We start from the raw sequence: 20,196 nt of genomic DNA on the forward strand, positions 1-20,196 counted from the left end.
AGATAAACTTTCATCAACCCCGTGATTTTGCCATGCAAACCAGTTATTCTATAACTGCTTACAGCAAATAATTCACTAGTACATTTTCTCTATTGAAAATAGTTTTACCTAGGAGATTACAGAATGGATTTACCCGGAGGACCCACTCAGCCGGAAGTCATGGCCGTTTCCCTTGCAAAACTTGCCATTCGCCCGGGCGACACGGTCGTTGACATCGGCTGCGGGACCGGAACGGTCACGCTCGAGATGGCGAAACTCGCAGGAAAAGAGGGATATGTCTATGCCGTTGACCGGAGACATCAGGCCATTGAATGTACGCAGGAAACCTGCCGGGATGTAGATGTTGAGATCGTCGCAGGTGAAGCTCTTGATTTTCTTGCCTCGCCGCATAAACCGATCGATTGTGCGTTTCTCGGCGGTAGCCGCGATATCCGTGAGATACTTCCCCATCTTCAAAAGGAAGGGACGCGAAGCATCGTAGTGAATGCCGTACTGCTGGAAACCGCCGTTGAAACCATCCACGCGATGAAAGAACTGGGTATCTTCATCGAAGCCGTCCATCTGCAGGTCTCCAGATCCCATGATCTTGTGGAGCGTATTATGTTTCAACCAATCAATCCCGTCTATATCATACACGGAGGCAGAACATGCTGACCGCAGTGGGCTTAGGCCCGGGCGATGCCGAACTTCTGACCCTCAAAGCAGTTCGAATATTAAAAGAAGCAGACACGGTTTTTGTACCTGGAGGCATTGCTCTTGAATTAGTCAAACCCTATGCAAAAAACATCGTCACGCTCGAATTCCCTATGACCCGGAATGAGAATGAGATCACTAAATGCATGCAGCGAAATGCTGAAAAGATTTTGCCTGCGGCAAAAAGCGGCAATGCAGTGTTCGGCCTGATTGGTGACCCGAATTATTACTCCACATTCTCACGCCTGGCTGAGATGGTGAAAGCACTCGTGCCTGATCTGATCGTGGAAACGATTCCAGGAATTAGTTCGATCACCGCGGTGGCATCGCACGCGAAAATACCGGTGAACGGAGCATTTCTGGTGACGGATGGACCAACCTCTCCCTCGACAAAGATAATGATGAAGGTCACACAGCCAAGAAATACCGCTGAACAGCTGAAATCCGCCGGCTACAATGATTTCATTGTCGTTGAGCGGATGTATATGGAAGGCGAGAAGATTTATCGTAATGTTCTTCCCGAAAAGACCAACTACTTCAGCATTATGATCGCGAGGAAGCTATGAAATATTATATCGTTGGTGCGGGATGCGGGGATCCAGGACTTATCACCGTGAAAGGCATGGATATTTTGAAACGTGCCGATATCCTCATTTATGCCGGCTCGCTCGTAAATCCTGAACTCGTCGCCGCATCTCCAGCGTCCATAAAGCTTGACTCGTGGGGAATGAAACTCGAAGAGATTACAAGTGTTATCGAAGAAGGAGTACGGGCCGGGAAGTTCGTCGTTCGTCTTCACTCCGGCGACCCGGCAATCTACGGCTCGATCGTTGAGCAGATCGCTCCTCTTGAGGCAAAAGGGATCCATGCAGAAATCGTTCCGGGCGTTTCATCGATGTTTGGGGCGGCAGCAGCACTGCAGACTGAATACACCCTTCGTGGAGTCTCAGAATCGGTCATCGTGACCCGATCTGCAGGGGAGACTCTCGACGCTGACCAGATCCCCGAACTCTCTGCCCACGGTACGACGATGGTCATCTTTTTATCGACGGGACATATCGACACCGTGATGAAAAAACTGCAGCGCACGCCCGAAACACCGGTCGCCGTGGTCTATCATGCCTCATGGCCTGACCAGAAGATCATAAAAGGAACGATCGAGACCATCGCCGAAAAGGTGCACGATGCTGAAATATCACGCTCGGCACTGATTATCGTCGGCGACATTGTTGCCGGAATCCACGCGGCATATACCAACTCCCACCTCTACGGATGAAGATCGTCGTCGTCACTCTGCCAAGATTCCAGGAAGCTGGAATGCGCATCGCAGCGTTTCTGGATGCTGAGCTTCTTCCCTATTCGCCGGAAATATTCTCTGAACTTTATGGGACGTACGACGCGATCGTCTGCGTTATGTCGGCAGGGATCGCGGTTCGCGGCTGTGCTCCTCTTCTGACCGACAAGTGGCATGATCCGGCAGTCATCGTCGTCACGCCCGATATGCGGTATGCCATACCCGTTCTCGGGGGCCATCACGGAGCAAATGACGTTTCGAAACGTCTTGCAGATCTTGGAATCGAGCCGGTTATTTCGACCGCGACGGAAGTGATGGGCAGGCCGTCAGTCGAAGAGACTGCAAAATTCGGCGGGCTGACGATTGTCAACCGATCTTCGACGAGAGAAGTGAACGGCGCAATTCTTGACGGCGATGTGCCGATTGTTCGCGTACCGGGACCAAAGATCGTTGTGGCGGATCCTGGAGTTTCGGTTCTCGTGACCGATTCACCGTATGTCATCGGGATCGGGTGCCGGCTTGGAACCACTGCCGATGAGATCCGCTCTGCGATCTCTGCAGCATGCAAAGATGCGGGTATCCCGGAGAACTCAGTAACATTATTCGCAACAACCATCAAAAAGTTCCATGAAAAGGGACTTCATGAAGGCATTGCGACCCTCGCCGGCAACCTCATCTTTCTGGATGATGAAACTATTAACAAACAGATACCGCTCACTTCATCACGTGCAGGGATGATTGGGCTTTGCGGGGTTGCAGAACCGTGTGCCCTCGCCCTCTCGAAAACAGGCACTCTCATACTGAAAAAAACCGTATACGGGCGTGTAACCATTGCTATAGGAAGATAATATGGGTATTTTATGGATCGTAAGTTCAGGCCCGGGAAGCACACAGCAGCTTACCCCCGCCGCAATGAAGGCAATCGCCTCTGCTGATGTCATAATCGGCAATGCATTCTATCTGGATATGCTTGAACCGTTGTTGAAAAACAAACAGGTCATCCGAAGTGCGATGGGTAAAGAGGTCGACCGTGCCCGTGAAGCGGCACGTATGGCGGCCGATCACAATGTGGCCATGGTTTCGGGAGGAGATGCCGGCGTCTACGGTATGGCGAGCATCGTTCTCGAGATGGTCGAACATGAATTCCCTTCCCAGAAAGTAATCGTGCTTCCCGGCGTCACTGCGGCCACCGCGGCGGCGAGCAGACTCGGGTCCCCGCTCTCGGGCGACTACGTGACCTTAAGCCTCTCCGATCTCCTGACGCCCTGGGACGTTATTGAAAAACGACTGGGTCTTGCCGCACAGATGGGAACCCCGATCGCTCTTTATAATCCAAAGAGCCGTGGTCGTCCGCTGAATCTTGCCAAAGCATTGAAAATCGTTCTTACCTGCCGGGATCCGGAGACCCCGGTCGGCATCGTAAAGAATGTGTTTCGGGAAGGTGAAGAGACTCATATAACAACGCTTGGTGAGCTCGCCGAAAACGATGAGATTGTGGATATGCACTCGATATTAATCATTGGCGGTGAAGAAAGCAGAATCTGGAAGGAGGACGAAGATGTCAAAGGAATCATTACACCCCGCGGTTACCACAGAAAATACGTATACTGATATCGGAGCAGACACACCCGAAGGTTTTTCGATCTCGTCGAGAAGCCGAAGCCTTGCAAGAGAAGCTGTCGGCAATGCAACTCCTGAGGATCGTATCAGGCAGAGATGCTCGATCGCTGTAGGCGACTGGGCGATGGCGGATCTTCTCCGTTTTTCCCACGACCCGGTGACGGCAGGACTCCAGGCACTCGAAGAGGGGGCTCCAATATTCACCGACATCCGCATGGTCCTGACCGGAATCCAGAAGAAAGGTCACTCTTCAGCGGTCGAGTGTGCCTTGGATTATGGTGCCGATATTTCCAAAGATTTGGGGATCACCCGAAGTTCAGCAGGGTTCATAGCCCTGAAAGAACGGCTTGATGGTTCCATCATTGTGATCGGAAATGCGCCGAGTGCTCTCTTAACGGTTTGTTCATTTGTGGATGAAGGTATCCGTCCGGCGCTCGTGATCGGAACACCGGTTGGTTTTGTCAATGCGGCCGAGTCGAAGGAAGTTCTTCGCACGAAAAATGTTTCGTCGATATCCAATATCGGGACCCGCGGAGGCACGCCGATTGCCGTCGCTTCGCTGAATGAAATCATTACGATGTTTACCGAACTGAAAAAATGATCGACCCGGTTACTGGTTTTGCATATCCCGAGTCCTGGACGGCAAAATGCCGCGATGCAGAAGCATTGGCAGCTGCAAAAAGCGGTTTTGGTGTGCTGACTTCTACCGGTTCTGTTTTACGAAGGGGGTTCACCACGGGTTCAACAGCCGCAGCTGCGTGTTATGCTGCGGTCGCTTCCCTCTCGGTTCCCGTTGATACTGCGCCGATCCTGCTCCCCTGCGGGATCCTCGCAGTGATCCCTGCCGTCGGAAAAAACGGTGAGGGATATTCCAAAAAATATTCTGGAGACTATCCAAACGATATCACGGCCGGGATCCTGATCTGTGCGAAAGCGACCCCTTCTGATGAAATTTCTCTGGAAACAGGTGAAGGGGTCGGCAGGTTTGTTCGGGATACTCCACGTTACTCAAAAGGCACTGCCGCCGTAAGCCCGCCTGCGAAAAAAGAGATCCTCACTGCGATCTCTTCTGCATGCCGTGTGGCAGGAATTTCCGGTGCCGCAGTTTTACTCACGATTCCCGACGGTCGAAGGATCGGGGCACTGACGCTGAATCCGAAGGTCGGGATTGAGGGAGGTATTTCTGTTGTAGGAACGACCGGGTTTGTTGAACCTTGGGATGATCACCTGTCGGAAACGGTAAGCGAACGAATAGCCGGAGCAAAAAATGTGGTAATAACAACCGGCAGGATCGGGCTTCGTTATTCAAGACTTCTTTTCCCGGAGTATGAAGTAGTTCTTGCCGGATCGAAAATCTCTGAGGCTCTTGAAGCGGCTAAACTATGCGAAAATGCTGTCATATGCGGTTTGCCCGGTTTGATCCTGCGATTTTTCCATCCGGACGTCGCTACCTCGCGAGGATTTCCAACTGTCGAGGAACTGATCGCCGGACCCGAAGGCAAATCTGTTCTTGCCGAGGAGCTGAATGCAGTAAAGCAGAAATACCCCTGGCTTCGTATTGTGATAATAAACCGTGATGGTCAAGTTATAGGAGATACAGAATGAAAATAGTCGGTGTAGGTTGTGGTGAGGGAATGCTCACAGAGGAGGGTGAACGTGTTTTGGCAAAAGCTAAAGTTATTTACGGCTCGGGGCGTTCGATAGATCTGGTCAGAGCGTTTATCCCTGCTGAGGCGGAGGTATTCGAGATAACGGACTACAAGGCGCTTCGTACACTTCCCGACGATGCGGTGGTTCTTTCGACAGGAGATCCTTTGATGGCCGGGCTTGGCTATTTGCCGGGCGAGATCATCAGCGGAATTTCATCGATGCAGGCGGCGTTTGCACGTCTTCATGCTCCCTGGACCAATGTAGCAGTGGTGAATGCTCATGGAAAAAATCATCAGGATGCCGTGTACCGGGTCGTTCATGACATTGCTGCCGGGCACTCGGTGTTTCTAATCGCTGACCCTGATTTTTCTGTGGAGGAACTTGCCCGTTCTCTTCCCGAATCTGTAACTATCGCAGTCTGCGAGGATCTCGGATACCCTTACGAGAGGATCGCAGAAGGAACGGCGAAAAATCCTCCTAAAGTATTAAGTAAACTCTTCTGCATCGTTGCAGGATACAATGAACAATAAAAAAGTGAGATGTGGTTTCGGTCACAAAAAGAAGATTACTCTTCTTCCTTTTTCCCTCTTCGTGCTTTTGCCGAAGCGTTCCAGTAACCGAAGAAATAACCAATAATTATTGCTCCAATTGCAGTCTGGATACAGAAGAACAGTGATTCAATTTCTCCGCTTGGTGGTGCCCAGATCGATTCAAACCACGGGGTATAACCGGTTGCATCGATCATTTCAGCAGCACCGCTGTCTGCTCCTCCCCAGCCTTCTTCATCACCAGTACCGGATTGAACTATGGCAAGTGTGGCAACAACGAGCAGAACGATGACAAGGACACCCACAAGAATTTCAAGATGTGATTTTTTCATACTGCTTCTCCCTGGATTTTTGCGATCTCTTCATCCTGAATAATACCGAGTTTCTTTAAGATCTCCGGCTTTACGCGGACGATGTACTTTGCGACGAGTGCACAGATGATACCCTCGATAATAGCGAGAGGAATCTGGGTTACGGCAAAGATACCTGCGAATGCGATGAATGCATTGAGAATACTTCCTTCGACCGGAAACACTAATGCGAGCTGCAGTGAGGTGACGGTGTAGGTAACTAAATTTGCGACAGCTGCGGTGATAAACACGGCAACTCCGATGCCGACCTTGCCGGTTTTTCTAAGACCTACAAAGACGAGCCAGGCAATAAAAGGACCAGCAATGGCCATGGAAAAGACGTTTGCTCCAAGTGTCGTCAGTCCGCCGTGTGCCAGCAGCAGGGCTTGAAATAACAGAACGATCGTGCCGAGAACCGATGTGATGAACGGTCCAAAGAACGCAGCTGAAAGACCGGTTCCCGTCGGGTGAGAACAGCTTCCCGTTACTGACGGGATTTTGAGGGCAGAAAGTACAAAGACAAATGCTCCGCACACTGCCATCAACGGGAGGACACGCCGATCCTCCTGAATCATTTTAGTCATTTTCCAGATGCCGTAGATGACAAACGGAGCTGAAAGAACAGCCCAGAATATACACCAGCCGATGGGTAAATACCCCTCCATAATATGCATAATAAAAATTGTCTTAACAAATATATAATTGATGAGTACTTGATTTTTATTTACAATTGGAAAATTTATTTGTTAACATGGTTGGATTGCAAAAAAGTGTGAATGGGTGAATCAGAGATGGGTATTCAGCGCGGCATTGGCGTTTTTCAGCATTATGTCGGCGAGAAGCGGATCTTTGCCAATAGGTTCGGCATACACGAGAGGAATTTTTGTTCCGTCTGCAAGAACAAAACTTCCACGCGACTCACCTGATTTCAAATCGAGAAGCTCGGGAATGTCCATAAGTACGTGAACGCCTTTGGCAAGGAACAGCGGAACAACAACCAGTCGATCGATATCCTCGGTTTTCATGGAATCCAGTCCTTCCAGAACTGTCGGGGAACAGTTTTCCATAAAACATGTTTTTATCAGATATTCATCCGTCTTCTTGGTCATCAATTCAGCGGTTGAAGTGATGAGCTCTTTATTATAATTGAGTCTGCTTCCATGACCTATCAGAAGTAAACCGTGTTTGCGCATACATATGGTATGATTCACTTACTATAAATCAAGTTGGTTTTATGTTTGCAGTCTCATTCTGTTTTGAGAAACTGTTTTGACTCATCAATACCTCGGGAATACGGTTTGATGTCGATGACCGGTGTTTCATTCAAGGCGTCCAAACCACATACCGTTATCACATTATCTTTGATGGATTCTATAATCACCAATGTCAGCGAAACAGGATTTGGACGGGCAGGTGAACGAGTGTTAAATACTCCGGTCAGTGGGGCTGCGGGATTACCCCGCGGGTGGACCTCTATCACATTTCGATCTGAACGGTCGAACCAGCAGATAACAAATATCTGTCTGCCGGGGGAGAGACCATCAAGTCCTTTGGCATACTCCGGAAAGATGACGATTTGACTGCTTTGTTCATTTTCACGCCCCTGTGATGGGGCATCCCCCTTTTCCTTAAACGGAGATAATACGAATCCTATGGGTTTACACTCAAATTGTCCGGCCATAATAATTCCTGTTTTTTGTAGAGTAAAGATGTTTGCATGATTGGTTATTCACATGGCACAACGATCGGCATGTGGTTGTGGTAGATCACATCTACAGGGATGCCGTATACTGCCTCGATCATCTCTGCAGTCACCCCGGATTTATCGCACATTGCGTAAATTTTCCCATCTTTCATAAAGATAAACCGATCGGCAAACCGGAGAGCCAGATTCAGATCGTGCATAGTCATTACGGTTGCCACATCATGATGATCAACTACATTTCGAATGGCCCGTAATATTTCCATCTGTCTGCACAGATCAAGAGCGCTTGTCGGTTCATCCAGAAGAAGGACGGAGGGTTCCTGAACAATTGCCCGGCAAAGACAGACTCTCTGCAGTTCACCGCCGGAGAGCTCGTCGATGTATCTGAGCTGCATGTCGGCAAGCCCAAATTGGTCTATTGCCCTTTCCACGATGCTATAATCATTGTCCGTGACCCGCCAGCCGATATGCGGTTTTCGTCCGAGAAGGACCGAATCAAAAACCGTCATACGTGCCGAGTCATTCCTCTGGGCAACATACCCTACATTTTTTGCAATATCATTGCCGCTCATCTTCGTCAGGTTCAGCTCGCCAAGCATGATTGTCCCGGTTTTCGGCTGGAGGATCAGGTTCATACACTTGAGAAGCGTTGATTTCCCGACACCGTTTGGACCAAGAATCGCAAGGATTTCACCGCGGGCAACACCGACACAGATCTCGTTGAGGACTCTGTCTGTTTTGTACTCAAAATTAACTCCGTCAACATTCAGCAGCGCCGGTGCCGGAGAATCGGTGTGATGATCGTGTGGAACACCGTGAAGATGTTCATGCGTATGGACATATCCTTCTGAATGAACATGAGGGTGTACATGCATTTTTTCATCGTGGTTGTGCTCTTCGTGAGATATGTCGTCAGTCATGTTCGTCTCCCCCTGATAATGAGATACAGGAACACGGGCGCCCCGAGGAATGCAGTCAAAACTGCTACGGGCAAAACATGCGGAGCGATCAAGGTTCTTGCGATAGTATCGGAAACAAGTAAAAGCACTGCTCCGCAGACAAAACTTGCCGGAATCAAAAATCGGTGATCGTCGCCGATGACACGCCGCATCATATGCGGACAAACGAGACCGACAAAGCCGATGATCCCAAGAAATGCCACGATTACAGCGCTGATCAAGGATGCAGCGATCATACCAAGGAGGCGTGTCCTCTCAACATTGACACCCAGACCTTTTGCAGTTTCTTCTCCGGCATCTATCGAGTTATAATCCCAGCGTTTATAGATGAAATAGATAAAGCAAATGACGGTCATCAGCGTAATCAGTCCTAACTCTGTCCAGCTTGCTCTTGCAACATCTCCAAACTGCCAGAAAACGATTGAGGCAAGACGGGTGTCATCAACGAAGTACTGAATTGCCATTAATCCGGCGCTAAAGAGCGAACTTATGGCAACACCTGCCAGAATCATCGTTTCGGGCGTTGCAGAGCGAATCTTTGCAATGAACAGAATAATTACTGTTGTCAGAATAGAGAAGACGAACGCCGAGATTGTAGTCAGATACGGGTTGTTAATTACAACTGCATCGGCGATGCTGCTTCCAGTCGTTCCTGCTCCAAAAAGCAGAATACCGACAGCAGCTCCAAAGGCAGCGGCACTGGATAAACCAAGGGTAAACGGAGAGGCAAGCGGATTACGCAAAACGGACTGCATGGAAACGCCGGCAATTGCTAGTCCAGCGCCGGCCACAATAGCCGTCAAAGCCTGAGGAATCCTGATATTCCAGATAATTCTTTCATAAAGACTTGTGCCGCCGCCGCCAAAAATCGTTGTGATAATATCGGGAATTGGAATAGATACAGCACCTACCGAAACCGATACGAGAAACATAACGACAGTTGCAATGATTCCGATTACAATTATCGTTACTTTTCTGCCGACGTAGGCTTTGTAGTCCGTTGGTTTTTTCTCTTCTTTTGTCATTTTTTATCCATTTCGCGGCGTATCGATTCCTTCTGAATAAGGTTTGATGTCAACAACTGGTGTCTGATCCAATGCTTCCAGTCCCTGAACTGTCAGAATACTGCCCTCAATATTCACTAATTTCACCAGTGTTAATGCAATCGGATTCGGACGATTCGGTGAGCGGTTCGAGAATATGCCGCGGGGCGGTTTTTGTTCCTCTCCGGGTCTTCGCGACTTCAAAACCGTTCGATCGGACCGGTCGAACCAGCAAAAGACAAACAGATCGTCACCGATGCAAAGTCCTTCTGCTGCCTCCTGATATGCAGGTTCAAGTGTGATGATACTCAGTTCATCGGTATGTCTTCCCTGTTTGGGAGCGTCTTCGCGTGTTTTAAACGGGGATGAGACGAAACCGATAGGAACACAATTCATACATAATTCAGCCATAATATATCTCCAAAAATCAAATGGTGGAAAGATCCACTTTCTGATAGGCGAGTGAGCCGGTGTTCTTATACAACTGATTAAAGACAGGATCTCCAACAAGGAAGGTATAGATTTCATCTGCTTTCAATTTAGCATCGATATCTTTGAACTGTTCCGGATAAAGGACGGTTCCAACAAAGTAGGCATTTGCAAAGCTGGTTCCGTAATTCGTCCAACTTCTTGTGTCCGGAGGAATTGCATAGATATTTCCTGTCTTGACTGCTGCAAGTTCCTGATACGAGGGATCATTTTTCAGTTCAAGCAGTGCACCGCCGCCGGCGGCACCCGATGTATCAAGGTCGATGAAGAGAATCTCGGGATTCCATTCAAGAATTTTTTCTTTGGCGATTGTGGCCGCATCATTACTTGCAATACCAGCTGCTTTCTGGTTTGCAGAGAGAAGCGTGAATCCGATAAACTCGGGTTTAGTAGACTGCAGACCATGCGGACCACGGTTGCCGACTCCGCCTATATAGACAACTGGTTTTTCATCCTGAGGAATATCCGGGGTTCGTGCAATAAGATCTGCTTTGATTCCAGCAAAATATTCTATAACTTCATTTGCACGATCCTCTTTTCCAAGGACCTTGCCCATCATAAGAATACTTTGAGAGAATTTGTCAAACTGGGTTACAGGATCATATGGGTAGAAGCAGACGATCGGGATTCCTGCTTTTTCATATGCTTCGTTGGCAGCGGCTGCGTCTTCCGTTGTTAAAAAGATAACATCAGGATTGATTGTTAAGGCAAGTTCTGCATCAAAGCTGTCTGCTGTTCCGATTAATGCAAGATCGACAATTTCAGGATGCGCCAGCATATACGGACGACCTTCGGTATCGACATCTACCGTCTTATCATTTGAACTGACCCCCACCAGCATATCGACGGCATCAAGATATGTGATGAATCTCGTGGATGCAGATCCATATGTCCCGACCGTTGTGATATTATCTGGGAGAATCACTTCTCTTCCGGCTGAATCGGTTATCATAATGGTTCCCGATTCCGTTCCATTTGCAACACAACCTGCGCACATGCATAATGCAAGCACACAGAGACCTGCGAAAAATAAGGGGATAATTTTTTGTTCATGAATCACAACCCGATTTTCTGATAAGAGAGCCCATTCATGTGCTCTTTCAATTCTTCATACACATCTCCGCCAACAACTTTGTTGTAGATCTCATCAGCTTTTTTGGCGAGATCAACATCTGCAAATTGTTTCGGATAGAGCACTGTTCCTATATAGTATGCGTTGACCAGTTGCGTTTCATAGTTTGCCCCTGCTGAGATGTCGGGGTTTACTGTGTAGACCTCTCCAGTCTTCACTGCAGTCAACGTCTTGTATGAGACGTCGTTTTTGAGTTCATAGATTGCTCCCCCTCCTGCAGCATTGAGCGTACCCAGTCCGACGAAGATGATTTCCGGATCCCAGGCAAGAATCTGTTCTTTTGAAACCTGTGCATATTCGGTCTGACCGACATTGGATAGGTTAGATGCAACATTGTTTGCATGAAGAACGGTGAACGGATAATAGGTGGGATTTGTACCATCAAGTCCATGTTCTCCCCTGTACGATATGCCGCCAACATAGGCACGTTCATCAGATGTTGGAACATTTGCGACACGGGAGGTAAGGTCATTTTCAACTGATGTGAAGTAGGTAAGCAGGTCCTGATATCTGGTTTCTTTATGCATGATTTCAGCAAGCATTTCCAGGGAGTCGCAGACTTTTTCTTTCTGCGTCACATAGTCTCCAGTATAGAAGAGAACAACCGGAATGCCTGTTTTATCTTGAATCTCATTAGCTGATTCTATACTCGCTTCACTTGATGCAGCAATAAACAGGATCTCGGCACCGGATGTCAGAAGTTTTTCCCCGTCGACAACGCCTCGTGATGCACCAACCGCTGAAATGTTGAGGATTTCAGGATTTGCAAGCATATACGGGCGCGGGTCTTCTGGATAAATGTTAAGAGCACTGTCAGAATAATCAACCGCAACTACACGATCTAAATCAACATCGAGATAGACAAAATATCTCATGGACCCTGAACCGCTGACGGCAATTTTATCCGGGTTGTCGGGAATGGTTACCACGCGACCAAAGGAGTCGGTGATGTTAATTGTCCCATCTCCTGCATCAGGGGTACCGCCAACACAACCTGCGCACATGCATAATGCAAGCACACAAAGACCTGCAAAAAATAAGGAGATAATTTTTTTGTTCATAGTTACACTACGAGTTTCGTATAGGAGAGATTGTTCAGGTTTGCTTTCAGTTGTTCGTAGACTGGAGCTCCGTCAATAAACGTGTAAATCTCATTTGCTTTTTCTGCCGGGTTAATATCGGCAAACTGTTCTGGATAAAGAATCGTGCCGATGTAGTAGGCATTTGCCATACTTGTTTCATGGTTCGTACCCATTGAGGTGTGGGGATTGACCGCATACACTTCACCGGTCTTTACCGCTGTCAGTTCCTGATAGGATGGATCGGTCTGCAATTCTATAATTGCTCCGCCTCCGGCAGCATTCATAGTACCTAGGTCAACAAAGATGATATCAGGATCCCATCCAAGAATCTGTTCCTTTGAGATCGCCGCATATCCGGTACTCGTTGTTGCATTTATTACCGAGGCAACATTCATTGCATGAAGGACAGTGAACGGATAATATGTTGGATCAGTTCCATCGAGACCATGTGCCCCGCTATAGGAAATCCCGCCAACATAGACGGATGGTTTTTCTGCATCGGGAATGCCCGCAGTTCGGGTTTCCAAATCGGCACGCACATCAGCAAAGTATTGTATGACATCATCCGCACGTTTATCCACGTGGAGAATATTACCAATCATTTTCAGGGATGAGGCTACTTTGTCTCCGTTGGTGACATAATCTCCCGCGTAGAAAAGAACCACAGGGATCCCGGTTTTTTCCTGAATCTCGTTTGCCGACTGGATTGCGGTATCACTGTATCCCGCCATGAACAAAATATCGGGATTGATTGACAGAAGTTTCTCTGCATCAACGACACCTTTTGCGGTTCCAAGAGCCGGGAGGTCTTTGATTTCTGGATGGGCGAGCATGTAGGGACGAACATCATTAGGGAAGTTAAGAAGATTGCTGTCCTGATAATCAATAGCAACGAGCCTGTCGGTCACGTTGAGATAGGCAAAATAACGTGTCGAGCCCGAGCCGCTGACGGCGATTCTTTCAGGATTGTCGGGAACAACGACCACTCGACCACCCGAGTCGGTTATGGTGATGGTACCACCACCGGTTTCTTCAGAGGTGCTTACGCAGCCTGCAGACATACAAACGAGAGTCAGAGCAAGCAGTAAAAGTACAGTAACAATTTTCCTCATAGTATTAACATTCTAGAGTTTTGTCACAATAGGTAATATGTATTTCTATTTTCCCCATAATTAAAACATGCAATGTATATTTTCGTATGATTATTATATCGGATAAGGCATATAATATTAATATGAAAGATTTTAACGAAGCAGTTGCTTTCCACGGTCACACCTGCGGCGGACTTGCCATGGGATACAAAGCCTGCGAACTTGCCATTGAAAAGCTTGGACTCTCCTTCTCCGAGGATGAAGAAGTTGTCTGTATCACAGAAACGGATTCGTGCACGGTTGATGCAATTCAGGTGGTGCTTGGCTGCACTGCCGGCAAAGGAAATTTGTTCATCAATAATTGGGGAAAAAATGCCTTCTCGTTTTACCGGCGCGACAATGACACGTCAATTCGTCTGGTCGCCAATCCTGAATTTATGAATGTAAATCCAGAGATGGCAGAACTTCGTCCGAAGGTATTCTCCGGAGCGGCAACCCAGGAAGAAATTGATCGGTTCCATACCCTTTCCCATATGTGGATTGATGAAATTCTCAACATGCCGGCAGAGAAGATGTATCTCGTTAAGGAAGCAACCGAACCCCTCCCAGGTCATGCACGGATCTATAATAATGTGACCTGTTCTGTCTGCGGTGAGCAGGTTGCCGAGGGATTGGCGCCGGTTATTGATGGAAAGCATGTCTGCATTCCCTGTTTAAGAAAGTAAATTTAACACACACAACAAAGTATATATCACAATAAGTGATACATAATTGTGTTAGTGTAATACTAACGCCAGACCCAGTGCCTTAATGCGGAAGAGTAGGGCACAATGCACGAATTACGAAAAAACACAGGAAGATGAGCCGAGATTCAATTGGCAAAGTATCATAGGGATATCGGGTAGTTGCACTCATACATATTCATGTACCGAATCCACACACATGAATAAACCCACATTTGAAATTTCTGTTTCAAATGATTGCCCGGAGTTTGGATTCCATTTCAAACTCCGGTGTTTCCCCATTTTTAATCCGCATTTTCTTACTATTATTTTAATAACTTTTCATTTCTGCCTTGACATTTAAAATGAGATGCGTCAGATGAGTCCGGATGTCTGGCTGCATATTCTATGATTAAATATCATCATTGGTAATACATTATTTAATATACGTTAGATTTAATTACACGAGTGTGGATATAATTAAGATGTATGAAAAAAACGATTGGAATTATTCTTACCTTGTTTTTGATCTGCAGCATGCTGATTTCAGGCGCATCTGCTCTGAATGTTGTAACAACTATGCCGAATATCTGGGATGTTACTCAGGAAATCGGCGGTGACAAAGTCACCGTGATTTACGTCGCTCCCCCAACCGCGGTACATATCTCGAGTGACACCATCGATGCAGTTCTGCAGAAGAACAGCGATTTCATTAATACTGCCGATCTTTTCATCGGTCAGGGCGGCGGGATGGATGGAACACCGATCACTAAAGTCACAGAATTCAGAAAGACCAACTTCGGAAAAGATACGGATTGGAAGCTGATGAACGAAGTTCCAACTTCAGCATTACCCAACGCGACGAACGTGTATGATAACCCGACAAGTCTTATCGGCTATGCACAGACGATAGCTTATATTCTGGAAACTGCGGATCCAGCAAATGCCGGCACGTATGCTGCAAATCTTGAAACATATCTGAAAAAAATCTCGACGGTAACTACTCTTACGCCTGCTGAAAAGGAAGCGCTCTCGGATGTTCCGATCATATGTCAATTCCGTATCAAAAATCAGGCTGAAACCTGGCTTGGTATGCATGTTATTACCTCATACCCCAGCCCGGAAACGGTTCAGGCCATCGTTGACGACATCCACGCAGATCCAGCCAAGTATTCAAAGATTGCTGAAGATGCAAAATGCGGAAAAATATTCGTGGTCGAAAACATTGTCGCAGGTCAGGATATTGGAAAACCGATCCACGAAGCATTGACCGATGAAAAAATACCATGCGAACGTGTGGTTTTCCTGAACCTCCCGAAATCGGCTGATGGAATCAACTCGATTCTCGACTACTACACATACAACAAAGATCTCATTTTAGACAGCATAAACGACGAGACGCAAACCCAGTCACCGCTGGCTGTCGTTCCGATCATCGGGGCTCTTGCCTGTGCGGTACTTTTCCTTACCAGAAGGAACTAACTCTTCTCTTTTTTACCACCCCAAGTAGTACCAATTTATAATAACGACATATTTTATTAACTTTAAAATTATATTGGTATGTATGAAGTGGCATGAAAACTGCAGATATATGGAACTCCCGCGGGAATATACAAGCGAGGAACTGGCAAAATTTCACGGACATCTTGGTCCCTTTATCGTTCTTGGATATCGGATGGGCAAATATGCACTACAATATTTTGACAATGACCCGTTCTCCATTTTTGCCACGGTCTATTGTTCCGGGACAACGCCGGAATCCTGTTTAATGGATGGGGTTCAGATAGGCAGCGGGTGCACGCTTGGAAAACGAAACATCGAACTCGTTCCGTCTCAAACGGCAGAAGTCATGTTCCGGCATGCGGACGGGCGTGCTATTCTGATAAAACCAGGCGACTACATGAAATACAAATCAGATTATGATTCTCTTGACCCGGAGCTTGCTCTTGAACATTTTGCCGAGGCCATGTATTCAATGGAAGATACGGATCTGTTTGTCGTCACGGAATTACGATGAGTGAAGCAATCGTCAGACTGACGAATGTAACCACTACATACGAGGGAGCAGCCCATCCGGTGATTCACGACATCAATCTCGCCGTAAATCCAGGGGAGTTCGTCATCGTCGGGGGACCAAACGGCGCAGGAAAAACTACGCTTCTTGAAACGATTGCCGGGCTCTTACCGGTGGTGAATGGATCCGTAGAGATCTGCGGCGAAGATATTCTGAAGAAAAAGAACAAACTCCGGAAAAAACTCGGATATGTCATTCAGAACTTCGACTTCGATGCCTACACACCGTTTACCGTTGAAGAGGTCCTGATCATGGCAAGATTCGGTCTGCTCGGTCTTTTTAAACGTCCGGGCGAGGAGGATCATGCTGCGGTGGATACTGCTCTTTCGACGCTTGGGATTGCCGATCTCAGAAAAAGCCACATAGGTAAACTCTCCGGTGGGCAGCAGCAGAAAGTCCTCATTGCCCATAATCTCGCAAAGAAGCCGGAGATTCTTCTTCTCGATGAACCATTCAGTAATCTGGATCTTGCGACCCGTGAACATGTCTGCGATGTTCTCTGCAGAATCGCAGATCTTGGAGTCACGATCATCATTGTATCCCATGCATTCGATGCACTGCCGAAAAGAGATGTCCGCGTGGTCGTGATGAAGTCCGGAGAAATCGTTCTGAACAAAATAACTCCTCCGGAATGTGTTCAGCAGATCGTCAGACTCACCTCCGAATCATAGATATTACCCATGCTTGAGTTTCTTATTCCAAACAATATGGTCTGTCACGCAACAGAAGCCATGCTTTTTGCTTCGGTCGGGTGCGGGATACTGGCGGTCCTGATTACTCAGATGAAGATCTCATCTATCGGATTTACAATGGCGCACGGGGCATTTGCCGGAGCAGCGGTCGGAATGTTTTTCGGACTGAACATCACGCTCGCCGCAGTTGTCGGCAGCATTCTGATAGCATTTCTGCTCGGGCCGCTTTCCGACAAAGCGCGTATGCCGGTCGACACTATTCTTGGCGTACTGTTCGGCGCAATGATGGCAGTAGCCATTTTTTTCTATGCATGGATGGTCCAGCTCGGCATGGGATACGACGCTTCGGCACTTATGTTCGGCAGTGTCCTTTCACTCTACAGGGAAGAGATCTATGGACTTGCTCTGATCATGCTCCTCGTTATCGGTTTTGTAATTGTATTTTACAAGGAGATCTCTTCCATGATTTTCCATATGAAAATTGCAGAGATATCCGGAATAAAAACACGTCCGATGATGTATGTCCTGCTTTTTATGATCGCACTGATGGTAGCTCTGACCATGCCCATAGTTGGGGGACTGTTATTATACGTCTGGCTCGTGACGCCTGCTGCTATAGCATATCAGTTCTGCGGGACGCTCAAACAGATGATGATCGCATCGCCGATTATTGCAGGCAGTATAAGTCTTCTCGGAACATGGCTCGCCTTTACATTTAATCTGCCCATAGCGCCGCTTTCTGCAGTACTGTTCGCATTTGGCTTTTTAGTGGCGGTCATCATCTCGCCGAAACGAAAAATATCACGCGAAAAATATGGTGCGGTAAAAAAAGAATAATCACTGTTATCACCAGCTGTGTCTCCCTGGAAAACAGAACTCATAAAAATATTTAGTAGTAAAGCAATACTATTTGTATCAAAAACGTTATCGGTCAAATTTGGAGACAGAAATGGCAAAAACACTCATGATACAGGGGACAACGTCCAACGTCGGAAAAACCACCCTGACCGCCGGTCTTTGCCGGATCCTGGCTCAGGACGGGCACCGTGTCGCTCCGTTCAAACCGCAGAATCTCGCTTCAGCTGCCTATGTCACCAAATCCGGTGACCGGATCGGTATCGGACAGGCTGTCCAGGCCGAGGCGGCAGGGATCGAACCGGATGGGCGAATGAATCCCGTGCTCGTTAAACCGTGCGGCGTAGGAACTGAGGTATGCATCAGAGGAAAACCGGTCCCGGGAATCAAAAAGTATGGCGAGATGGTCCAGTTGATGCCCGAAGTCCTTTCAGCATTCCGTAGTCTCGAGGAAGAGTATGACGTTATCATCATCGAGGGTGCGGGAGCGGCGGCAGAACTCAACCTCATGGATCGTGACATCTCCAACATGGGTTTTGCAAAAGAGATCGGCGCTCCGGTCATCGTCGTAGGCGATATCGAACGCGGCGGAGTATTTGCTTCACTGTACGGGACCTTCGGGCTCTTCGACGATGCAGCCAAAAAGCTGGTTCGCGGTTTTGTCATAAACCGGCTCTGCGGCGACCCGAATCACCTGGGAACCGGACCTGAACGCCTCACCGATCTGACCGGGATACCGGTTCTCGGCGTCGTCCCGAAACTTGACATCCATCTTCAGGAGGAAGACATCCCCGGACCGATCCCACGCGACAACAGCCTGCTCGAAGACAAAGCCTACCGCGAACATCAGCTTGATCTGCTAGCCGACGCTTTACGGGAAGCACTCGACATGGATGCGGTGTACCAAATCCTGGAGGAACAATCATGAAATTCGTTATATCATACAGCTGCGGGAAAGACAGCACGCTTTCTCTCCACAAGATGATCGTCGCCGGCCATACGCCTGTCGGCCTGCTCGTCATGGTAAACAAGGATGAAAAACTTTCCTGGTTCCACGGGGTTGACCTTGGTCTGCTTGAACAGATATCGGAATCACTGGAAATACCTCTGATCAAATGCGTATCGGGCGGGGAGGAGTATCATCTCGAACTCGAAGAGGGACTTCGCCGTGCAAAGGAGCTCGGAGCTGAACTCTGTGTTTTTGGAGACATCGACATCGAAGAGCACATGGAATGGGGAATGGCAAGATGCAACGCCGTCGGCCTGATCCCGTATTATCCCCTCTGGCACCGAAACCGTGAGGAAAATACGAAAGAGCTCATTGATCTTGGATACCAGTGCGTGATAAAATGTGTCAGAAACGCGGATCTCCCACAGGATCTGCTCGGCAAAGTTCTGGATCATGAGATGGTCGCATACATGAAGGAGCTGGGAATCGATGTATGCGGGGAGAACGGCGAGTATCATACAGTCACCGTAGGCGGACCGATTTTTCACGCTCCGGTCCCATACAAATGCGGCGAGATCTTAGATCTCGGCAACACCTCGGTTATCAGCGTCACGCCAAAATCCCTCTGATTCGTCAGAATCAATATGGCCAACAATTATTTTTTTCGAATTCCATGTATGCATATGGATGAAATTATTTGGACTGCCGAGCTCCCTCCTGAGAAAGGATCATGGTATACAGCAGTCGATTATGTTATCAATGATCTCGGCATCTTTGCAAAAATCGAGAAACGATCAAAGAAGAGCGGGACGACCGCCCAGTTATGGGGGTTCAGGGCCGGGAAAAACAAAGTAAAAGGAGCTGATTATCTCGCACAGATACAAGGCAGAAAGGCTCTTCTCTGGCAAAAGATCACTGAGGTGATATGTGGCGATCAGCAGATAATCGTTCGGGGAAACAGACAAACAGAGATCATACTCTTTTGTACGCCGGAAAATTTTTCGGATGTCAGCGACATGATCCAGCGTATGACTACATCGCACCCAGCCGAGAAAGGGGCAAGCCGTGAGGCGGCATGCTGGCTCTGCTGGGAACAGGATGAAGACTGGGAAACAGGAGAATCGCTGGACGCGATGATCGAAGCTGAACGAAACGGCGGCAAACGGTTTATCGAAGATGATATTCTTGAAGAGACAATTCTCTCTTAAATTCCAGTAACCCGCATTTCATTCATATACTATTCAAGAC

At 47.9% G+C, this 20,196-nt stretch carries 26 protein-coding genes; 16 read left to right on the forward strand and 10 right to left on the reverse strand.

Annotated features, from left to right (window positions below; genetic code table 11):
- The first annotated feature begins 123 nt into the window (after nt 1-123).
- The 8 genes from cbiT to MLAB_RS05730 are packed head-to-tail and all read left to right on the forward strand — an operon-like array spanning nt 124 to nt 5,787.
- Nucleotides 124-654, forward strand: coding sequence for a precorrin-6Y C5,15-methyltransferase (decarboxylating) subunit CbiT (cbiT, locus tag MLAB_RS05695; protein ID WP_011833448.1), 531 nt, complete (start codon nt 124-126; stop codon nt 652-654).
- Complete coding sequence (locus MLAB_RS05700; RefSeq protein WP_011833449.1) at nt 648-1,259, forward strand: cobalt-factor II C(20)-methyltransferase; 612 nt, start codon at nt 648-650, stop codon at nt 1,257-1,259. Before cbiT ends, MLAB_RS05700 begins: the two co-directional genes overlap by 7 nt.
- Nucleotides 1,256-1,969, forward strand: coding sequence for a precorrin-4 C(11)-methyltransferase (gene cobM / locus MLAB_RS05705; RefSeq protein ID WP_011833450.1), 714 nt, complete (start codon nt 1,256-1,258; stop codon nt 1,967-1,969). The genes MLAB_RS05700 and cobM overlap by 4 nt, the downstream gene beginning before the upstream one ends.
- Nucleotides 1,966-2,835 (forward strand): cobalt-precorrin 5A hydrolase, encoded by an 870-nt coding sequence (cbiG, locus tag MLAB_RS05710; protein ID WP_011833451.1) that lies wholly within the window; start codon nt 1,966-1,968, stop codon nt 2,833-2,835. Before cobM ends, cbiG begins: the two co-directional genes overlap by 4 nt.
- Nucleotide 2,836: 1 nt before the next feature.
- The gene (cobJ, locus tag MLAB_RS05715) at nt 2,837-3,598 is read left to right on the forward strand and encodes a precorrin-3B C(17)-methyltransferase (RefSeq protein WP_011833452.1); all 762 of its coding nucleotides are present in this window, start codon (nt 2,837-2,839) and stop codon (nt 3,596-3,598) included.
- Nucleotides 3,546-4,208: a precorrin-8X methylmutase gene (locus MLAB_RS05720; RefSeq protein WP_011833453.1), complete on the forward strand. Its 663-nt coding sequence runs from the start codon at nt 3,546-3,548 to the stop codon at nt 4,206-4,208. The genes cobJ and MLAB_RS05720 overlap by 53 nt, the downstream gene beginning before the upstream one ends.
- Nucleotides 4,205-5,212, forward strand: a complete 1,008-nt coding sequence (locus tag MLAB_RS05725; protein WP_011833454.1) for a cobalt-precorrin-5B (C(1))-methyltransferase — start codon at nt 4,205-4,207, stop codon at nt 5,210-5,212. The genes MLAB_RS05720 and MLAB_RS05725 overlap by 4 nt, the downstream gene beginning before the upstream one ends.
- Nucleotides 5,209-5,787, forward strand: a complete 579-nt coding sequence (locus MLAB_RS05730) for a cobalt-precorrin-7 (C(5))-methyltransferase (protein ID WP_011833455.1) — start codon at nt 5,209-5,211, stop codon at nt 5,785-5,787. The genes MLAB_RS05725 and MLAB_RS05730 overlap by 4 nt, the downstream gene beginning before the upstream one ends.
- Nucleotides 5,788-5,822: 35 nt before the next feature.
- Here MLAB_RS05730 and MLAB_RS05735 read toward each other — a convergent pair whose 3' ends face one another.
- The 10 genes from MLAB_RS05735 to MLAB_RS05780 form a co-directional block, all read right to left on the reverse strand.
- On the reverse strand, nt 5,823-6,137 hold the full coding sequence (locus MLAB_RS05735; RefSeq protein ID WP_011833456.1) for an energy-coupling factor ABC transporter substrate-binding protein: 315 nt from the start codon (nt 6,135-6,137) through the stop codon (nt 5,823-5,825).
- Entirely contained in the window at nt 6,134-6,829 is a 696-nt protein-coding gene (locus MLAB_RS05740) for an energy-coupling factor ABC transporter permease (RefSeq protein ID WP_011833457.1), read from the reverse strand. The genes MLAB_RS05735 and MLAB_RS05740 overlap by 4 nt, the downstream gene beginning before the upstream one ends.
- A gap of 111 nt (nt 6,830-6,940) precedes the next feature.
- Complete coding sequence (gene cfbA, locus MLAB_RS05745; protein ID WP_011833458.1) at nt 6,941-7,348, reverse strand: sirohydrochlorin nickelochelatase; 408 nt, start codon at nt 7,346-7,348, stop codon at nt 6,941-6,943.
- Between the two features lie 53 nt (nt 7,349-7,401).
- Complete coding sequence (gene tsaA, locus MLAB_RS05750) at nt 7,402-7,836, reverse strand: tRNA (N6-threonylcarbamoyladenosine(37)-N6)-methyltransferase TrmO (RefSeq protein WP_011833459.1); 435 nt, start codon at nt 7,834-7,836, stop codon at nt 7,402-7,404.
- A 44-nt stretch (nt 7,837-7,880) separates the two neighbouring features.
- Nucleotides 7,881-8,780: an ABC transporter ATP-binding protein gene (locus MLAB_RS05755; RefSeq protein ID WP_011833460.1), complete on the reverse strand. Its 900-nt coding sequence runs from the start codon at nt 8,778-8,780 to the stop codon at nt 7,881-7,883.
- Nucleotides 8,777-9,844, reverse strand: coding sequence for a FecCD family ABC transporter permease (locus MLAB_RS05760; RefSeq protein ID WP_011833461.1), 1,068 nt, complete (start codon nt 9,842-9,844; stop codon nt 8,777-8,779). The genes MLAB_RS05755 and MLAB_RS05760 overlap by 4 nt, the downstream gene beginning before the upstream one ends.
- Before the next feature lie 3 nt (nt 9,845-9,847).
- Nucleotides 9,848-10,273 (reverse strand): tRNA (N6-threonylcarbamoyladenosine(37)-N6)-methyltransferase TrmO, encoded by a 426-nt coding sequence (gene tsaA, locus MLAB_RS05765; RefSeq protein WP_011833462.1) that lies wholly within the window; start codon nt 10,271-10,273, stop codon nt 9,848-9,850.
- A gap of 16 nt (nt 10,274-10,289) precedes the next feature.
- The gene (locus tag MLAB_RS05770) at nt 10,290-11,363 is read right to left on the reverse strand and encodes an ABC transporter substrate-binding protein (RefSeq protein WP_245525960.1); all 1,074 of its coding nucleotides are present in this window, start codon (nt 11,361-11,363) and stop codon (nt 10,290-10,292) included.
- A gap of 44 nt (nt 11,364-11,407) precedes the next feature.
- Nucleotides 11,408-12,544: an ABC transporter substrate-binding protein gene (locus tag MLAB_RS05775; protein ID WP_011833464.1), complete on the reverse strand. Its 1,137-nt coding sequence runs from the start codon at nt 12,542-12,544 to the stop codon at nt 11,408-11,410.
- A gap of 2 nt (nt 12,545-12,546) precedes the next feature.
- A complete protein-coding gene (locus MLAB_RS05780) occupies nt 12,547-13,677 on the reverse strand; it encodes an iron ABC transporter substrate-binding protein (protein WP_011833465.1) in 1,131 nt (376 codons plus the stop codon).
- A 122-nt stretch (nt 13,678-13,799) separates the two neighbouring features.
- On the opposite strand from MLAB_RS05780, the gene MLAB_RS05785 reads away from it, so the two are divergent.
- The 8 genes from MLAB_RS05785 (at nt 13,800) to MLAB_RS05820 (ending at nt 20,156) form a co-directional block, all read left to right on the forward strand.
- Nucleotides 13,800-14,381, forward strand: coding sequence for an FmdE family protein (locus tag MLAB_RS05785; RefSeq protein WP_187146103.1), 582 nt, complete (start codon nt 13,800-13,802; stop codon nt 14,379-14,381).
- A gap of 486 nt (nt 14,382-14,867) precedes the next feature.
- Nucleotides 14,868-15,860 carry a metal ABC transporter substrate-binding protein gene (locus tag MLAB_RS05790; RefSeq protein ID WP_011833467.1) on the forward strand — a complete coding sequence of 331 codons (993 nt, stop codon included), beginning with the start codon at nt 14,868-14,870 and terminating at the stop codon, nt 15,858-15,860.
- An 82-nt stretch (nt 15,861-15,942) separates the two neighbouring features.
- On the forward strand, nt 15,943-16,395 hold the full coding sequence (locus MLAB_RS05795; RefSeq protein ID WP_011833468.1) for a formylmethanofuran dehydrogenase subunit E family protein: 453 nt from the start codon (nt 15,943-15,945) through the stop codon (nt 16,393-16,395).
- A complete protein-coding gene (locus MLAB_RS05800; protein ID WP_011833469.1) occupies nt 16,392-17,123 on the forward strand; it encodes a metal ABC transporter ATP-binding protein in 732 nt (243 codons plus the stop codon). The genes MLAB_RS05795 and MLAB_RS05800 overlap by 4 nt, the downstream gene beginning before the upstream one ends.
- Nucleotides 17,124-17,132: 9 nt before the next feature.
- The gene (locus tag MLAB_RS05805; RefSeq protein WP_011833470.1) at nt 17,133-17,981 is read left to right on the forward strand and encodes a metal ABC transporter permease; all 849 of its coding nucleotides are present in this window, start codon (nt 17,133-17,135) and stop codon (nt 17,979-17,981) included.
- Nucleotides 17,982-18,093: 112 nt separating this feature from the next.
- Nucleotides 18,094-18,927, forward strand: a complete 834-nt coding sequence (locus MLAB_RS05810; protein WP_011833471.1) for a cobyric acid synthase — start codon at nt 18,094-18,096, stop codon at nt 18,925-18,927.
- Nucleotides 18,924-19,577, forward strand: a complete 654-nt coding sequence (locus tag MLAB_RS05815) for a Dph6-related ATP pyrophosphatase (RefSeq protein WP_011833472.1) — start codon at nt 18,924-18,926, stop codon at nt 19,575-19,577. Before MLAB_RS05810 ends, MLAB_RS05815 begins: the two co-directional genes overlap by 4 nt.
- A gap of 54 nt (nt 19,578-19,631) precedes the next feature.
- Nucleotides 19,632-20,156, forward strand: coding sequence for a hypothetical protein (locus MLAB_RS05820; RefSeq protein WP_048062066.1), 525 nt, complete (start codon nt 19,632-19,634; stop codon nt 20,154-20,156).
- Nucleotides 20,157-20,196 lie beyond the last annotated feature (40 nt).

The organism is Methanocorpusculum labreanum Z, assembly GCF_000015765.1.
In the GTDB taxonomy this organism is placed as follows: domain Archaea; phylum Halobacteriota; class Methanomicrobia; order Methanomicrobiales; family Methanocorpusculaceae; genus Methanocorpusculum; species Methanocorpusculum labreanum.

Excerpts from the sequence above, each read along its gene's own strand:
- cbiT (WP_011833448.1), top strand. The coding sequence starts at position 124 with ATGGATTTACCCGGAGGACCCACTCAGCCGGAAGTCATGGCCGTTTCC.
- MLAB_RS05700 (WP_011833449.1), top strand. The coding sequence starts at position 648 with ATGCTGACCGCAGTGGGCTTAGGCCCGGGCGATGCCGAACTTCTGACC.
- cobM (WP_011833450.1), top strand. The coding sequence starts at position 1,256 with ATGAAATATTATATCGTTGGTGCGGGATGCGGGGATCCAGGACTTATC.
- cbiG (WP_011833451.1), top strand. The coding sequence starts at position 1,966 with ATGAAGATCGTCGTCGTCACTCTGCCAAGATTCCAGGAAGCTGGAATG.
- cobJ (WP_011833452.1), top strand. The coding sequence starts at position 2,837 with ATGGGTATTTTATGGATCGTAAGTTCAGGCCCGGGAAGCACACAGCAG.
- MLAB_RS05720 (WP_011833453.1), top strand. The coding sequence starts at position 3,546 with ATGTCAAAGGAATCATTACACCCCGCGGTTACCACAGAAAATACGTAT.
- MLAB_RS05725 (WP_011833454.1), top strand. The coding sequence starts at position 4,205 with ATGATCGACCCGGTTACTGGTTTTGCATATCCCGAGTCCTGGACGGCA.
- MLAB_RS05730 (WP_011833455.1), top strand. The coding sequence starts at position 5,209 with ATGAAAATAGTCGGTGTAGGTTGTGGTGAGGGAATGCTCACAGAGGAG.
- MLAB_RS05735 (WP_011833456.1), bottom strand. The coding sequence starts at position 6,137 with ATGAAAAAATCACATCTTGAAATTCTTGTGGGTGTCCTTGTCATCGTT.
- MLAB_RS05740 (WP_011833457.1), bottom strand. The coding sequence starts at position 6,829 with ATGCATATTATGGAGGGGTATTTACCCATCGGCTGGTGTATATTCTGG.
- cfbA (WP_011833458.1), bottom strand. The coding sequence starts at position 7,348 with ATGCGCAAACACGGTTTACTTCTGATAGGTCATGGAAGCAGACTCAAT.
- tsaA (WP_011833459.1), bottom strand. The coding sequence starts at position 7,836 with ATGGCCGGACAATTTGAGTGTAAACCCATAGGATTCGTATTATCTCCG.
- MLAB_RS05755 (WP_011833460.1), bottom strand. The coding sequence starts at position 8,780 with ATGACTGACGACATATCTCACGAAGAGCACAACCACGATGAAAAAATG.
- MLAB_RS05760 (WP_011833461.1), bottom strand. The coding sequence starts at position 9,844 with ATGACAAAAGAAGAGAAAAAACCAACGGACTACAAAGCCTACGTCGGC.
- tsaA (WP_011833462.1), bottom strand. The coding sequence starts at position 10,273 with ATGGCTGAATTATGTATGAATTGTGTTCCTATCGGTTTCGTCTCATCC.
- MLAB_RS05775 (WP_011833464.1), bottom strand. The coding sequence starts at position 12,544 with ATGAACAAAAAAATTATCTCCTTATTTTTTGCAGGTCTTTGTGTGCTT.
- MLAB_RS05780 (WP_011833465.1), bottom strand. The coding sequence starts at position 13,677 with ATGAGGAAAATTGTTACTGTACTTTTACTGCTTGCTCTGACTCTCGTT.
- MLAB_RS05785 (WP_187146103.1), top strand. The coding sequence starts at position 13,800 with ATGAAAGATTTTAACGAAGCAGTTGCTTTCCACGGTCACACCTGCGGC.
- MLAB_RS05790 (WP_011833467.1), top strand. The coding sequence starts at position 14,868 with ATGAAAAAAACGATTGGAATTATTCTTACCTTGTTTTTGATCTGCAGC.
- MLAB_RS05795 (WP_011833468.1), top strand. The coding sequence starts at position 15,943 with ATGAAGTGGCATGAAAACTGCAGATATATGGAACTCCCGCGGGAATAT.
- MLAB_RS05800 (WP_011833469.1), top strand. The coding sequence starts at position 16,392 with ATGAGTGAAGCAATCGTCAGACTGACGAATGTAACCACTACATACGAG.
- MLAB_RS05805 (WP_011833470.1), top strand. The coding sequence starts at position 17,133 with ATGCTTGAGTTTCTTATTCCAAACAATATGGTCTGTCACGCAACAGAA.
- MLAB_RS05810 (WP_011833471.1), top strand. The coding sequence starts at position 18,094 with ATGGCAAAAACACTCATGATACAGGGGACAACGTCCAACGTCGGAAAA.
- MLAB_RS05815 (WP_011833472.1), top strand. The coding sequence starts at position 18,924 with ATGAAATTCGTTATATCATACAGCTGCGGGAAAGACAGCACGCTTTCT.
- MLAB_RS05820 (WP_048062066.1), top strand. The coding sequence starts at position 19,632 with ATGGATGAAATTATTTGGACTGCCGAGCTCCCTCCTGAGAAAGGATCA.